15 protein-coding genes are annotated in these 15,714 nt (G+C 26.8%); 9 read left to right on the forward strand and 6 right to left on the reverse strand.

Translation table 11 applies throughout. The features are described from left to right. Window positions 1-492, forward strand: a complete 492-nt coding sequence (locus tag ABVS04_RS06470) for an ankyrin repeat domain-containing protein (protein WP_368029849.1) — start codon at window positions 1-3, stop codon at window positions 490-492. Then, complete coding sequence (locus tag ABVS04_RS06475) at window positions 455-1,000, forward strand: hypothetical protein (RefSeq protein WP_368029850.1); 546 nt, start codon at window positions 455-457, stop codon at window positions 998-1,000. Before ABVS04_RS06470 ends, ABVS04_RS06475 begins: the two co-directional genes overlap by 38 nt. Window positions 1,001-1,089: 89 nt before the next feature. On the opposite strand, the gene ABVS04_RS06480 is transcribed toward ABVS04_RS06475, so the two are convergent. From ABVS04_RS06480 to ciaB, 3 genes are all read right to left on the reverse strand, one after another. Continuing rightward, on the reverse strand, window positions 1,090-1,974 hold the full coding sequence (locus ABVS04_RS06480; RefSeq protein ID WP_368029851.1) for a glycosyltransferase family 2 protein: 885 nt from the start codon (window positions 1,972-1,974) through the stop codon (window positions 1,090-1,092). Next, window positions 1,964-2,716: an NAD-dependent epimerase/dehydratase family protein gene (locus ABVS04_RS06485; protein ID WP_368029852.1), complete on the reverse strand. Its 753-nt coding sequence runs from the start codon at window positions 2,714-2,716 to the stop codon at window positions 1,964-1,966. The genes ABVS04_RS06480 and ABVS04_RS06485 overlap by 11 nt, the downstream gene beginning before the upstream one ends. A 448-nt stretch (window positions 2,717-3,164) precedes the next feature. Continuing rightward, the gene (gene ciaB / locus ABVS04_RS06490) at window positions 3,165-5,054 is read right to left on the reverse strand and encodes an invasion protein CiaB (protein ID WP_368029853.1); all 1,890 of its coding nucleotides are present in this window, start codon (window positions 5,052-5,054) and stop codon (window positions 3,165-3,167) included. A gap of 170 nt (window positions 5,055-5,224) precedes the next feature. On the opposite strand from ciaB, the gene htpG reads away from it, so the two are divergent. The 5 genes from htpG (at window position 5,225) to ABVS04_RS06515 (ending at window position 12,831) form a co-directional block, all read left to right on the forward strand. Next, complete coding sequence (htpG, locus tag ABVS04_RS06495; protein ID WP_368029854.1) at window positions 5,225-7,135, forward strand: molecular chaperone HtpG; 1,911 nt, start codon at window positions 5,225-5,227, stop codon at window positions 7,133-7,135. A 257-nt stretch (window positions 7,136-7,392) separates the two neighbouring features. Next, window positions 7,393-7,989 carry a TetR/AcrR family transcriptional regulator gene (locus tag ABVS04_RS06500; protein WP_368029855.1) on the forward strand — a complete coding sequence of 199 codons (597 nt, stop codon included), beginning with the start codon at window positions 7,393-7,395 and terminating at the stop codon, window positions 7,987-7,989. Window positions 7,990-7,998: 9 nt separating this feature from the next. Further along, window positions 7,999-8,985 (forward strand): HlyD family secretion protein, encoded by a 987-nt coding sequence (locus ABVS04_RS06505; RefSeq protein WP_368029856.1) that lies wholly within the window; start codon window positions 7,999-8,001, stop codon window positions 8,983-8,985. A 1-nt stretch (window position 8,986) separates the two neighbouring features. Beyond that, window positions 8,987-11,707: a ribosome-associated ATPase/putative transporter RbbA gene (rbbA, locus tag ABVS04_RS06510; RefSeq protein WP_368029857.1), complete on the forward strand. Its 2,721-nt coding sequence runs from the start codon at window positions 8,987-8,989 to the stop codon at window positions 11,705-11,707. Further along, the gene (locus ABVS04_RS06515) at window positions 11,707-12,831 is read left to right on the forward strand and encodes an ABC transporter permease (protein ID WP_368029858.1); all 1,125 of its coding nucleotides are present in this window, start codon (window positions 11,707-11,709) and stop codon (window positions 12,829-12,831) included. The genes rbbA and ABVS04_RS06515 overlap by 1 nt, the downstream gene beginning before the upstream one ends. A gap of 21 nt (window positions 12,832-12,852) precedes the next feature. Here the strand turns inward: ABVS04_RS06515 and ABVS04_RS06520 are convergent, their stop codons facing one another. Next, window positions 12,853-13,323, reverse strand: coding sequence for a hypothetical protein (locus ABVS04_RS06520; RefSeq protein ID WP_368029859.1), 471 nt, complete (start codon window positions 13,321-13,323; stop codon window positions 12,853-12,855). Between the two features lie 128 nt (window positions 13,324-13,451). On the opposite strand from ABVS04_RS06520, the gene ABVS04_RS06525 reads away from it, so the two are divergent. Then, window positions 13,452-14,036 (forward strand): hypothetical protein, encoded by a 585-nt coding sequence (locus tag ABVS04_RS06525; protein ID WP_368029860.1) that lies wholly within the window; start codon window positions 13,452-13,454, stop codon window positions 14,034-14,036. A 13-nt stretch (window positions 14,037-14,049) separates the two neighbouring features. Here the strand turns inward: ABVS04_RS06525 and ABVS04_RS06530 are convergent, their stop codons facing one another. Beyond that, the gene (locus tag ABVS04_RS06530; RefSeq protein ID WP_368029861.1) at window positions 14,050-14,892 is read right to left on the reverse strand and encodes a DUF4197 domain-containing protein; all 843 of its coding nucleotides are present in this window, start codon (window positions 14,890-14,892) and stop codon (window positions 14,050-14,052) included. Window positions 14,893-15,227: 335 nt separating this feature from the next. On the opposite strand from ABVS04_RS06530, the gene ABVS04_RS06535 reads away from it, so the two are divergent. Then, on the forward strand, window positions 15,228-15,413 hold the full coding sequence (locus ABVS04_RS06535) for a hypothetical protein (RefSeq protein WP_368029862.1): 186 nt from the start codon (window positions 15,228-15,230) through the stop codon (window positions 15,411-15,413). Window positions 15,414-15,437: 24 nt separating this feature from the next. Here ABVS04_RS06535 and ABVS04_RS06540 read toward each other — a convergent pair. After that, window positions 15,438-15,714: GGDEF domain-containing protein (locus tag ABVS04_RS06540; RefSeq protein WP_368029863.1), on the reverse strand; the 277-nt coding region annotated here is incomplete at its 5' end.

Here is a 15,714-nt window from a genome sequence, read left to right on the forward strand (position 1 = left end):
ATGGAAGCTATATTAGAAGAAGAACAACGAAGATATGAAGAACTTCAAATGTTTGCACTTGATTTTGCAAGGCAAGGGAAAACACAAGATTTAAAAGCAATGTTAGATGCTAAAATGCCTATTAATCTATGTGATCATAAAGGAAATTCTCTTTTAATGTTAGCTTCATATAATGGAAATCTTGAAACAACTCAACTTTTGATTCAAATGGGTGCAGAAGTTGATAAGAAAAATGATAGAGGACAAACACCACTTGCTGGTGTTTGTTTCAAAGGTTACTTAGAAATTGTAAAAGTTTTAGTAAAAGCAGGTGCAAATATTTATGAAAATAATGGAATGGGAACTACTCCTATTATGTTTGCTTCAATGTTTGGGAATTATGAAATAGTAAAATATTTAAATAAAGAAAATAGTAATTTTAAATCAAAAATTTATTTACTAATGTCTAAAATATTTGCTATTATTAAGAACATATTTAAAAAAGGAAAATAACATATTAAAATCAATTATATTAAGTTCATTATTAGTTTCAGGTTCATTATTCGCAAGTGATTTAAAAGCAGAATTTACAGATAGCAAATGGGATGGAATGACTATTCCAAAAGATGAAGTTTGTTCAAACTTTAATGAAAGTAAAATAGGTTCAACTCCACCTTTAAAAGTTTCAAATATTCCAAGTGGTACAGCTAAATTAGTTTTCACTTATAGTGATAAAACTTTTACAAAAATGGATAATGGCGGTCATGGAATTGTTGCTTATAAAGTAGCATCTGATGCAAAAGAAATTTCTGTTCCAGCTCAAGGTGGTGAAACATTTGAATTAGTAGATGGTTTTGAAGTTGTAACTGCACATACAGGAACAAGATTCAAGAAAACTCCTGGAGCATATTTAGCACCTTGTTCAGGTGGAAAAGGAAATACTTATAAAGTAGGTATTGAAGCTGTTGATGCAGCTAATAAATCGTTAGCATCAACTGAGTTAGTTTTAGGAAAATTCTAAAATTTAGTATAAATCAAATATAAATAGCCCTTAAAATAATCTATAGATTGATTTTAAGGGTTTTTTTCGTAAGTATCTTTCTAATATTTCTACATCTTAAATGAATCTTTAATAGCTTTTATTAATGTTTTTCTTTGTTCTTGATTATATGATTTATATTTAACCATTCTTGTCAAAAAGAAATATGGTAAGCTAATAAGTTTATATATAAAAGGTAAGTTTTTTCTTATAAAATATATTCTATTTCTTGTTACATAATAAATAAAAAATAGACTTTCACTTCCTCCTGTACTAACACTTACTTTATGTCCAACTACAGCTTTTGGAAAATATACAATTTTAAAACCTAATTTATTAGATCTATAAAGAAAATCGCTATCATCATAATAAACAAAATACTTCTCATCCATTAATCCAACTTTTTCAAAAACTTTTTTATCTAATAACATAAAACAAGTTGGCGCATAATTTATTTCTTCAATATTTTCATATTGACCAATATCAACTTCGAGGTCACCTCTGTGAGGTGTTGTTCCTTTTAATTTAGATATATGCCCACCTGCTGTCCATATTTTATTTGTATTATGATAATGTATTTTAGGTACGATTATTGATTCGTCATTTGTTACTGTATACTCTACTAAATCTTTTAGAGTATTTTCACCAAATTCAATATCATTATTCAATAATAATACATAGTCACAGTCATTTTTCAAGGATTCTTGTATTCCTTGATTATTACCTTTTGCAACACCTAGATTAGCGTTGTTATTTATAAAAATAGAATTTATATTTAATTTGTTTGATAATCTCATAGCTTCATTAATAACATCATCATTTGGTGAATTATCAATAACATATAATATAAAGTTTTTATAGCTTTGCTTTGCTAAGCTTTGAAAAAAATCTTCTAATACTTCTATACTATTATATAAAACAGTTACAAGTCCTATTTTTGGTTCATTATTTAGCATTTAATTTCCAATAATAATCTTGATAAGTTTTAAATAGTTTTTCTTTAAACTCATTATTTTCAATTTTATAATTTTTATTTAGAATATTTAATTTAAATTCATTTATAAAATCTACAACTTCTCCAAGAGTAGTTTCATATTCTATTTCAATTTCAAAATACAATTGTTCAGAATTTATATTTAAACTTGATATAAACTCTTTTACTACATCTTGTACATAAACATAATGCATTTGTATATTTCTATCAAATACATTTATATCTAGATTTTTTATACTGTTATGTATCCAAGTACTTACAACTGAGTTATAATTTTCTTTACATCCTTCTCCAAAAACATGAGGAAGTCTATATATAAAACAATTTACTTTTTTTTCTTTAGAATATTCTTCAATAAGTATTTCTGAATCTCTTTTTGTTTTACCATACTCATTTTTTAATAATTTAGCATGAATTGAAGAAGCTAATAATACAGGTACAAATTTATTTTGATATTCTAAAATATCTAATATCAATTTAGTTAAAGTTACATTTGATTTTCTAAACTCTTCATCACTACTACTTGGTTTTACTTCACCTGCTAAATGGATAATAAAGTCGCATTTAGAGATTAATTTATGCAATTCTTCTATGGTATTATTTCTATCGAACTCTAAGATATTAATATTTTCATTGTTTTTTAAAGAGTTGCATAAGTTTTTACCTATAAAACCCTTTGATCCTGTTACCAAAATATTAAGCATTTTAATAATTTACTCCAAATTTAATTAATTTTTCTGTATTTTTAATTAAAAATACAAGGTCAAAGGCTCCAAAATATTTATATATATGTAAATAATTGATTTAAAATGTGATTTATTTAGAAAAAAGTTTTAGCATAAGCAACTTTATTATTTTTTTAGCAATAGTATAATTAATCTTTTATGATCATATTAATCATTTTACTTTTCCAAAAAATCGCTCATTTTATTCAATAAATTCACTAATTCAATTAACATCGCTATCAGAATTAAGTAAAATTTTTTGTATTTTAATTATCTGTATTTAAAGGTAATCTCTTCGACGGAACAATATCATTTTTATGCTTTTTCTTATATTAAGTAAACTAATAAAATTGATTATTTTTTGTTTTAATTTTTAATTAGAAATTACACCCAATCATCTTTTTTGATGATTGGGTTTAGAATAGTTTTAAGATTCTTTAACGTAGTTACTTTTTTTATCAATAGTATCTATTTCTTGCCCAATTTCTTGATATCTTTTAAAATAATATTTTACAAAAGAAGAAATCTTTTCATTATTTGGCATAAAATATTTTCCTGCTTTTGTTGCATATAAATTTAAAAATTTTGTTGCATCTAATTTGTCTAAATAGTGTTTTGCTAAAGCTGTATAATTTACAATATACCATTTTTTAAGTTCTTCATATTTTTCATCACTTAAATCAATATTTAATTTTTTATTATCTTCATCCCAAGCTAAAACACCAGTATCAAATAAACCATTTAAATGGATTAAACCTTCACAATAATAAGGTTGAACTTCATCAACTTCCATCCATCCAATAAGTCCTACACTTCTTTTTACAAGGTCGATTAAAACTTGCTCTTTTAGATGTGCTTCATCAGTATCTTGGTCTAAGAAATATGAAATAAGTCCTCCTGTTGTTGCTTTGAACTCTTCTATATTTTTAAAATTTCCTGTTTTATTCATAACAGATTCAGTTTGCTCATCGCACCATAAAATATGTCCATATTCATGCCCAACAGTGCTAATATCATAAACTTGATGCCAAGATGCTGTTTCATTAAATAAAAATGTTCTATCACGAGTTAGCAGTTCTTGCCCAAATATTTCTCTTGATAATTGTAAAAATGGTTTAGCACGGCTGCCTTGTAAAATTTCATCAGAAAAAGCAAAGATTTTTTTACCTTCTTCTAAAGATACTACTTCATCATTTGGAACAACTTGCGCTGAAAACATTCCTTGTAATTCTGCTCCAAAAAATAGTGCAGGTCGTCCCACATAAAGTTGTACTTTATCTAAAGATTTTAATGAGAAATCATAGATTTTCTTATACTGTGTATTTTCATCAAAACTATTATAAATCTTTGCAAATGAACTTTTGATTTTATTTACTCTATGGTCATTTTGCGCAAACTTTGGATTTGTTAGTCTTATATCCCATTCAAGTGCAACAGCTTTTCTAAAGTGATCTTCATAATATTCTAATGGATGTCCTATTTGAATAGGTGTTTTTATTTTCATCCAAGCTCTATCTACATCTGCCCATTTAGATACAAGCTCATCTGTTCTATCTTCGCTAAATGCTTTTATTAGTGATTGAATATATAAAATATAATCCCATTTTTGATTATAAATATCATCTTCTAGTTCAATTAGTTTATCTGCAAACTCTTCTAATGCATCAACAACTTCAGTTGTCTCTTTTTTAAATGCTTTGATATAAGCTTGAGATTTGTATTTATCTCCATCTTTTACTAGGGCTGAATAACATCTATCTGCCGTAATTCCCCCATGTCCTAAATCTAGAAGTTTTTCATCTTCTAAATATTGCATAACTTTTTCTTCATTACCATCAAATTTCGCTACTAATTCTTTGTTAATTGTATTTATAATGTGTGCTGTCCATGATGTTTGCCATGCTGACATTTGAAGTCCTACATTATAAACTCCAATAAATATTTCTTGATAAAAAGGAGTTAGTAGTTTATTTTGAACTATTAAATCAATTAGATTTGTATGTTTTTCATGCCAAAATTCTTTTACAAAGTTGTAAGCTTTTTCTTGAAGTTGGATTATCTCTTTTTCAGTTTTTTCAAGTCTTTTTAGAACTTGTACTAAAGAATCGTCTCTTAAACTTACAAGTCTAGTAACAAGTGCAAATCTTAAATCTTTTGTCATAGAAAGACCTAATGTTTTTGCAAAATTATTTATAATTTGTAGTCTATCAAACTCTTCATTTTCAAGATGAGCTATTAGTTTATTTGTTTGTGTTTTTTGATCATTTAAAAAATCATATATTTTTTGTAAGTCGTTTAAAAAAGTTTCTTTAGTCATAATTTAATCCTTATATTTAAAAGGGATATATTATCTGTTTTGTACTTTTTTTTACTTAAATTAGCACTCAAATACAAAAAGTGCTAATTTTTATAAAAACTTTAGCTTACTTTTATAAAGTTGCGATAAAATTCTCTTCTAAAATTAAATAAATTATAGGAGAAATTATAATGGCAAAACATCAATTTCAAACAGAAGTAGGACAATTATTACACTTAATGACTCACTCTTTATATTCAAATAAAGAGATTTTTATAAGAGAACTTGTATCAAATTCAAGTGATGCAATAGATAAATTAAATTATTTAAGACTTACAGATGAAAATCTAAAAAACGCATATGCTGACTGGAAAGGTGAGGTTAATATCTCTTTTGATGAAGCTGATAAATCATTAACTATTTCAGATAATGGTATTGGTATGAATGAGGAAGATTTAATTGCTTCAATTGGTACAATTGCAAAATCGGGTACAAAATCATTTGTTGAAGCATTAACAGGTGATGCAAAAAAAGATTCAAATCTTATTGGTCAATTCGGTGTTGGTTTTTACTCTGTATTTATGGTAGCTGATAACGTAGATGTTATTACTAAAAAAGCAGGAACACAAACTGCATTCAAATGGTCATCAAATGGTACAGGTGAATTTGATTTAGCACCTTGTACAAAAGAATCATCTGGAACTGTTATTTATATTAAATTAAAAGATGAAGAAGCAAGTGAGTTTGCAAGTAAATATAGAATTAAAAATATTGTTGAAAAATATTCAAATCATATTGCATATCCAATTTTCTTAAATTACAAAGAAGAAGTTACTGAAACTTTAAGTGAAGATGATAAAAAAGCTGGGAAAGAAGCTAAAAAATCAATTGAAGATAAAAGAGAAAAGATTAATGAAGCAACAGCTTTATGGATGCAGCCAAAAGCTAAATTAAAAGAGCAAGAGTATAATGATTTTTATAAGTCAATTTCTCATGATTCAACAGATCCTATGCTTACAATTCATACAAAAGCAGAAGGGGTAAATGAATATACAACACTATTTTATATTCCTAAAACTGCACCAATGGATATGTATAGAGCAGATTTCCAACCAGGTGTTAAGCTTTATGTTAAAAGAGTATTTATTACAGATTCTGAAAAAGAGTTATTACCAACTTACTTAAGATTTGTAAGAGGTATTATTGATTCTGAAGATTTACCATTAAATGTATCAAGAGAAATTTTACAAGAAAATAGAGTTTTAGCAAATATCAAACAATCATCTGTTAAAAAAATACTTTCAGAAATCAAAAAACTTTCTAAAGATGAAGAAAAATATGCTGAGTTTATAGCTCAATATATCAGACCTTTAAAAGAAGGTGTTTATCAAGATCATATGAATAAAGATGCTATCTTAGAATTATTAAGATACAAATCAACAAAAACAGAATCTGGTAAAATGACTTCATTAGAAGCTTATAAAGATAGAGCTGATTCTGAGCAAAAAGCTATTTATTATATCGTTGGTGAAAATGAAAAAATATTAAAAAGCTCTCCATTATTAGAATCTTATAAGAAAAATGAAATCGAAGTTTTAATTTTAGATGATAAAGAAATCGATGAAATCATTACTCCAACAATGGGCGCTTATAAAGAATGGGAATTCAAAGATATTACAGCTTGTGAGCCTCCAAAAGTTGAACAAAATGAAGAAGAGAAAAAAGAAGTAGAAGAAAAATTCAAATCTATCGTTGAAAAAATCAAAGATAAATTAGGTGATGCTGTAAAAGAAGTAAAAGTTACTACAAGATTAAGTGAATCTCCATCTTGTGTTACAAAAGATGCAGGTGATGCACAAATGGCTCAAATGATGCAAATGATGAGAGCAATGGGTCAAGAAATGCCAGAATCTGCTCCAATTTTAGAAATCAATCCAGACCATGAAATCGTAAAAAAATTAAACGGTTGTGCAGATGATTCTACAATTGAAGATGTATCTTGGATTTTACTAGATCAAGCTAAGCTAAGTGAAGGTATGGATATTACAGACACTGTAGCATTCGCACAAAGATTGTCAAGAATCACAGCAAAAGCCCTTTAAAAAAGAGCTATTTGAACGCATCTTCTGCGTTGGGAAAAGTTTTTAACTCAATCACATACTGTTTGTATGCTCAATCGTTAAAAACTTTTCCCGCCTTGAATCTACATACAACTAGCTCTTTTAATTATTTTGAGAGTTAGTTTTTTAATTATTCCATTTACCTTATTTCTTTTAATAATTCTTATTTACATTTAATCTTTATTGTCTTATACTTAATCTAACCGAACGGTTAGTTAATAAAAATCGAGTATCTTATGATGAAAAAACGTATTTTAGATATTGCTACAAGTGAATTTGCTATTTTGGGTTATAGTGCTTTGAGCATGAATAATCTTGCTAAAAAATTAGAAATTAATAAAGCGATTATTTATTATCACTTTAAAGACAAAAAAAGTTTATACAATGAAGTTATACTTTCTCTTATTCAACTAGATAAAGATGAAAGAGAAGCCATAGTCAATAGCACTTTAGAACCTAAAGAAAAATTCAAACAATATATTAAATCATTAATTAATACCATGGGTGATAATCCGAATATAATTCCTCTTACTCTTCGAGAAATGGCAGGCTTTGATATAGGTATTGAAAGTAATATTTCTAATAATATTGAAAATGATATTATTTGTATGAAAAAAATAGTACTACAATTGAATCTAAAAGAAAAATATAAAAATATTGATTTTTATGAATTAAAAGCCATGATTCTTGGAACGATACTTACTTATTATTCAATGCAAAAAACACCGTTAGAATTAAAAAATATTAAAAATCTAGATAAAGATAATAAAAAAATATTAAATTATATTGAAGAATTTATTTCAAATATTTTATTAGATGCTTTATGTGAAAATTAGGAGAATATAATGTTGAAGAAAATAATAGTTTTACTTTTTTTACTTGCAGCTTCTGTAGCTGTTTATTTTTATGTGATTGCAAATAAACAATCAAAATTACCGGAGGGTTTTGCTGTTGGTAATGGTAGAATTGAAACAACTCAAGTTGATATTTCAGCAAAATTACCAGGAAGATTACTTGATATTAATGTAGAAGAGGGCTCTTTAATACAAAAAGATGAACTTTTAGCTTCTCTTGATATAAAAGAATTAAATGCAAAATTACAAGAAGTCACAGCTTATAAACAACAAGCAATTGAAAATAAAAACTATACGTTGGCAATTGTTCAAGAAAGAGAAAGCGCCTTAGATTTAGTGAAAAAAAACTATAACAGAGCATATTCTTTATATCAAAGTAAAAGTATTCCTCTTGCTGAATATCAAAAAAATGAAGCTGAATTACAAAGTGCAAAAGCTGCTTTAAGTGCAGCTAAAAGTCAAGTAATAAGTGCTGATGCTACTATTAATGCAGCAATTGCTCAAATGGAAACTATAAAAGTAAATATAGAAGATTCAAAACTTTATTCACCTATTAAAGGAAGAGTTTTATACAAAATTGCTCAAAATGGTGAGATAGTTTCTAGTGGTGGAAAGGTTTTAGTTGTTCTTGATTTGATGAATACTTATATGAATATTTTCCTTCCAACTTCACAAGCAGGACTTGTAAATATTGATTCAGAAGCTAGAATTGTATTAGATGCTGTTCCAAATGTTGCAATTCCTGCTCATGTAACTTTTGTTTCACCTTTAGCTCAATTTACTCCAAAAGAGATAGAAACACAAGCTGAGAGAGAAAAACTGATGTTTAGAGTAAAAGTAAGAATAGATGCAACAGTTTTAGAAAAATATTTTAAAGAGATAAAAACAGGACTTCCTGGAATTGCTTATATTAAATACGATGAAAATACACCTTGGCCAGAATCTTTAAGTACTTTACCAAAAAGGTTAAGTGAATAAAATGAGTGATTTTGTTGCTAAAATAAATAAACTTTCCCATAAATATGAAAATATTATAGCACTTGAAAATATTACTTTAGATATTCCATCAGGAAAAATGATTGGATTTATAGGACCTGATGGAGTAGGAAAATCAACACTTCTTTCTATAATCTCTGGAGTTAAAATAATTCAAACAGGAGAGGTAGAAGTTTTAAATGGCAATATAAAAGATAAAGAATACAGAAAAGAAATCTGTACAAAAATCGCATATATGCCACAAGGTTTAGGAAAAAATCTATATATGACTTTAAGTGTTTATGAAAATATAGAATTCTTTGCAAGACTATTTGGACAAGAAAAAAAAGAGAGAAATGAAAGAATTCTTCAACTACTAAAAAGTACAGGATTAGATCAATTCAAAGATAGACCAGCAGGAAAACTTTCAGGTGGTATGAAACAAAAATTAGGACTTTGTTGTGCATTGATTCATGATCCTGATCTTTTAATATTAGATGAACCAACAACAGGAATTGATCCTTTATCAAGAAGAGAATTTTGGAAACTAATAGCTAGTATAAAAGAAAAAAACAAAAATATGAGTGTTTTAATAGCAACAGCTTATATGGAAGAAGCTGCTAGTTTTGACTCTATTATTGCAATGGATGATGGAAAAATTCTTTTAGAAGGAACTTTAAAAGAGCTATTAGAAAAAACAAATTGTGATAATATTGATGATGCTTTTATTCAACTTTTACCCCAAGAAAAAAGAGCAGGGCATAAAAAACTTCTAGTTCCTGCAAAAAATGATTATGAAAATGATTATGCAATTGAGGCTGAAAACTTAATCATGCAATTTGGTGATTTCATAGCAGTTAATAATGTAAATCTAAAAATAAAACAAGGTGAGATTTTTGGTTTTTTAGGCTCAAATGGTTGTGGAAAAACTACAACTATGAAAATGTTAACTGGACTGCTAATTCCAACAAGTGGAACTGCTAAACTTTTTGGTGAAGAAGTAAAAGATAATTCTTTGCAAATGAAAGAAAAAGTTGGATATATGACTCAAGCTTTTTCCTTATACAATGAATTAACTATTTTAGAAAACTTAGAATTACATGCAAAGCTTTTTCATATAAAAGAAGATAGAGAAAAAAGAATAGAGTATCTTTTAGAAAAATTTGATTTAAAATATTATAAAGACAGTTTAGCAATAGATTTACCCTTGGGTATAAAACAAAGACTTTCACTGGCAACAGCCGTTATTCATAAACCTAAAATGCTTATTTTAGATGAGCCAACTTCAGGAGTTGATCCTATTTCTAGAGATAATTTTTGGCAGCTTTTAATAGACTTATCAAGAAATGACAATGTAACTATTTTTATTTCTACTCACTTTATGAATGAAGGAGCAAGATGCGATAGAATTTCTTTGATGCACCAAGGAAAAGTTTTAATAACAAATACTCCAAAAGAGCTTATAGCCTTAAAAAATAAAAATACTTTAGAAGATGCTTTTATCTCTTATCTAGAAGAAGCTGTAGGCGAAAGAATAAATGAAGAAAAAGCAGAAGAAATAAGTTTTAATACAAATGAACAAAAAAGTAAAAGCAATAGTTTCTTTTCTCTTTTAAGAGTTATCGGATATAGCTATCGTGAATCTTTAGAGTTATTTAGAGATAAGGTTCGACTTACTTTTGCCTTACTTGGAACTGTAATTTTGATGTTTGTTATTGGATATGGAATTAGCTTAGATGTTGAAGATTTAAAATTTGCAGTTTTAGATCAAGATAAAACTCCCTTAAGTCAAAGTTATATAGAAAATATTGCAGGTTCACGTTATTTTTTAGAAAAAGAATCTTTAGACTCTTTTGAGCAATTAGATGAAAGAATGAAAAAAGGTGAGATAAGTCTTGCTTTTGTTATTCCCCCTGATTTTGGTAAAAATCTTACTAAAGGTTATTCTGAAGAAATAGCAGTTTGGATAGATGGTACTTTTCCTTTTCGAGCTGAAACAATTCATGGATATGTTCAAGGCTTGCATTATAATTATATAGAAAGATTTTATAAAGAAAATTTTGGGATGGATATAAGCTCAGATGCAAATATTCTTTTAAGATATAGATATAACCAAGATTTTAAAAGTATTTATTCTATCGTTCCTGCTGTTATTCCAATGCTTTTGATTTTTATACCTGCAATTTTGATGGCTTTAAGTGTTGTGCGAGAAAAAGAATTAGGCTCTATTACAAATTTTTATGCAACCCCTGTTACAAAATTAGAATTTTTATTAGGTAAGCAATTACCTTATGTATTTGTTAGTATGATTAGCTTTTTTATTCTTGTATTTTTTGCGGTATTTATATTTGGAGTTCCTTTAAAAGGAAACTTTTTTACCTTAAGTTTTGCAGCCTTGCTTTATATTATTTGTACAACTGGAATTGGACTTTTAATGTCATCTTTTGCAAAAACTCAAATAGCAGCTCTTGCAGGAACTGCGATTTTTACACTTTTGCCAACTGTTCAATTTGCAGGATTAAAAGATCCTGTTAGTTCTTTAGAAGGAATAGGAAGACTTATCGGTGAAGTTTTTCCCGTAACATATTTTATAAATATAAGTAGAGGATTATTTAGTAAAAACGTTTCTTTTTCTGATTTACATCTTGAATTTTTTGCTCTAAGTATTTCTGCTCTTGTAATTATAATTTTAAGTTTATTTGTTTTAAAAAAACAGGAAAAATAATGATGAGAACTTTTTTAAATATATATAATTTAAGTATAAAAGAGTTAAAAACACTTTTTTATGACAAGGTTATGGTTTTATTGGTAATTTACTCTTTTACCTTTGCTATTTATATAGGAGGAACTCAAACTTCTACAGAACTTCGTAATGCCTCTATTGCTTTTGTGGATAGTGATAAATCAACACTTTCTCATAGAATCATAGATTCCTTTATGAAACCAAGATTCAATACACCTGATGTAATTTCTTATGATGAAGTTGATGATAAATTAGATTCAGGATATTACACCTTTGTTATACTCTTTCCAGCAAATTTTGAAAAAGATGTTCTTGCTGGAAAATCTCCTGATATTTTGGCAAATATAGATGCTACAAGAATGACACAAGCAGGAATTGGTTCAGGATATATTCAAAATATCATAACACAAGAAGTTCAAACTTTTTTAAAAGGAACATACGATAGTACTGTTAATCCACAAATTGTAAGTAGATATAAATATAATCCAAATCTTACAAGTATGTGGTTTGGAAGTATAAATGAAATTATAAATAATATTGTAATGATTTCTATTTTACTTTCAGGTGCTGCCCTTGTACGAGAGAGAGAACACGGAACTATAGAGCATCTTATGGTTATGCCTTTGCGAGCTTTTGAAATTATGCTTTCAAAAATACTTTCTACTTGTTTAGTTGTTTTAGTTTGTGTATCTTTTAGTTTATTGATTGTTATTGAACTTATTTTGAAAATACCTTTAAGTGGTTCTATTCCTTTATATTTATTGTGTACTTTTTTAGTTTTATTTGCTACTACATCTATGGGAGTATTTATGGGAACAATTGTTAAAAATATGCCACAACTAGGAATGATATTTATTTTAACAATTTTGCCTTTAATGCTACTTTCTGGAAGCATAACACCTTATGAAAGTATGCCTATGCTTTTGCAAGATCTTATGAAACTAATGCCTACAAGTCATTTTGTTGATTTATCTCAAGCAATTTTATTTAAAGGGGCTAATCTTAGTATTATTTGGGAAAAGATGTTAATTATTTTTATTATTGGAGTAGTATTTTTTGTTTTGACTTTAGCTTTATTTAAAAAAAGTCTTGATTCACAAAATTAAGACTTCCAAAGATAAAAGCTTTTAGTTTTCATTTTGTTCTAATTCTTTGATACTTTCTAATATTGCTTTTGCTAAATCAGGTGTTATTATATTTTCCCATTTTTCTATTTGATGTTCTATATTTTCATCGCATACCACTTCCATGGCTTCATTGAAAAATATTCCATCATTTATATGATTTACTATTTTTTCTATTTTTATCTCACCTTTTTTTAAAAGCTCCAGATTTTCATTAGCGAAGTTTTGAACAGCGTCCATTGCTGCTTGTTTTTTTAGCTCTTCATCAAATGATATTGATTCATCTTCAAGGCTTCTTAAATCTTTTAATAGCTCATAAATTGAGCCAAGAGCTAATTGAAATTCTATTTCATAATTCATATCTTTTGACTTTGTAAGACTGATTAAATTTCCCAATGTCACTTGATAATAAAGTTCATATTTTCCAAGATTTTTTATAATTTCATTTTTTTCAAAGTGATTTTCTATGTTCATATTTTTCCTAATTATTATTAATTTGATTATATCTAAAAAAAGATTTAATAAATTATTACAAAACTCTTGAATAAAAACTTTTAATATGTTAAAGTACAATTCTTAAGATTAAATAAAAAGGCTCCAATATGGGTATGATAATAAATGCTTTTAAATCACTTTTTAAAACACTTACAAAGCTATCAAGACCCTATTTTACCTTAGAAGAAAATCAATTAAAATTTAAGATAGATTCTGATAACTTTTATTATTTTCCAGTATCAAATATTGAAACAAAGACTAGACATGATCCTTATGTTTTAGAAGCATTTACTCTAAGTGCAAATCAACTTTATGTTGAATACATTCATACAGATGCAGATGTTTCTTGGAATGGGCAGGCATTTTCTTTTTTTATAGGTTTATTAAAACGAGATATAAGGGCTAGATCAATGGAATTATTAGAAAAAAAAGAGTTTAATCACTATGAATTGATAGTATATAAGATAGATAATTCATATGTATTACATTTAATTTATATTTATGAAATAAATAAAGAGATTTTTATAGTTGATTTAAAAGGTGATTTATACGAAGGATTATTAAAAAATTTTGAAAAAGAGTATAAATATGAATTTGAGAGAAATAAAAAATTAAACTTAACTTTAAATACAAGTGTAGTAAGAAATAATGCTATTCATAGCTATTTTAGAACTACAAGTGCAGGAGACTAAGAAAAATCTTAGTCTACTTTCCAAATACTTCTTTTAGTATTGATGTAGTTTGCTCCACTGGATTTGCTCTAATTGCTGCTTCTTTTTGACCAATCATTATAAATAATCCATCTATAGCTTTTGCAGTAATATACTCATCTAAACTTTCATCTGAACTTCCAGGAATATAAGAATCTACTCCAAAATTTTTTGCTAATCCCATAACTTCACTATTATTAACAAGACCTTTTGCATTTGACTTATATAAGGTATTTATTGTGTCATAATAAGTCGCAACTTGATTTTCTTTCATTGTTTCTTGAATAATAGGTGCAATTAATTTTTTTAATGAATCACTTGTATTAGCTTTGAAGTAATTGGTAGCTGCTTCATTTCCTCCTGATAAAATAGCTTGAGCATCTGTTACAGACATTTTATCAATAGCTTCTACAAATACTTCAGCTGTTTTAGGAGCTGCTTTTGAAGCTGCACTATTCATTGAATTTATCAAATTATCAGCCATTACGTCTCCTCCTACGCTTCTTATTAATGTTTCAGCTTTTATGAGATTATCAGGTAAGGGAATTTTTACTGCTGTATTATTTAAATATCCATCATTAGCACCAAGTTGAGCAACTGCAAAATTTACACCTGTTTTTAAAGCTTCTTTTAATCCACTTGTTACAGTAGAATCACTTAGATTTGATGTTGTTGTGCTACTTGCTGTTGGTACTACCGTTGTTATAGTAGTTGGTTGAGTACTTGTTTGCTCTTTTGTTACATTTTCTACAACGCTTTTAGCAATTGAACCTAAATCAAAGGCAAATGTTAGACTTGAGCTTAGAATTAATGTTGATACTATAATTGATTTTTTCATAAATATTCCTATAATAGTTTATTTTTTATATTTACATTATATAATACACACTATGTAAAAATTGTGAAAAAGGATTTAAAATCGAATTAATTAATGAAATAAGTGATTTTATTTATTACTATAAAAACAAAGTAATTGAAGCTGATGAGATTGCATCAAAACATGAAAAGCAAATAGCTAATTTCACTACAAAATTAGAAGAGTTAAACTTTCATAAAGAGTTTGAAGAAAATTTTTTAACTATTTTAGGCTATTCATATAGACTTGATGATATTAAGCAAAGATTATTTTTTACTTTTTCAGAGGCTGTTTATGCAGTTGATTTAGATAAATTAATGAGAAATGAAGACTCTTTAAAACTTAATTGTATTGTTTATATTTTAGTTTTAGAGGTTTTAATCAAAGAGTATAATACAAAAGAAATAGATGAAGATTTAAAACAAAAAGCTTTAGAAGTTTATAAAAAACTAGAAGATAGAAAAGCAAAAGAAAACTCTAAATATCATATTTATCAATATTAGAGTTACAAATAGTATAAAAAAAAATCAACCCTTAGTAGTTTGATTTTTATTGTTTCTTTTTGATTGATACATTAGTTTATCAACCCTTTCATAAATTGATTTGGGATTATCATTGGGTATTGCTTGGGAAATACCTATGCTTATTGTAATTTCTTCATTTTTAATAATTTGCATTTTTGAAATATTGATTCTGATTTTTTCAACAATATCATAAGCTTCATCAAGTGAAGTTTTAGCAAAAATTATAACAAACTCTTCTCCCCCAATTCTAAATAAAAAGTCAGTTTTTCTAATAATTGAT

This window comes from Arcobacter sp. s6, from assembly GCF_040884245.1.
Taxonomy (GTDB): Bacteria; Campylobacterota; Campylobacteria; order Campylobacterales; family Arcobacteraceae; genus Aliarcobacter.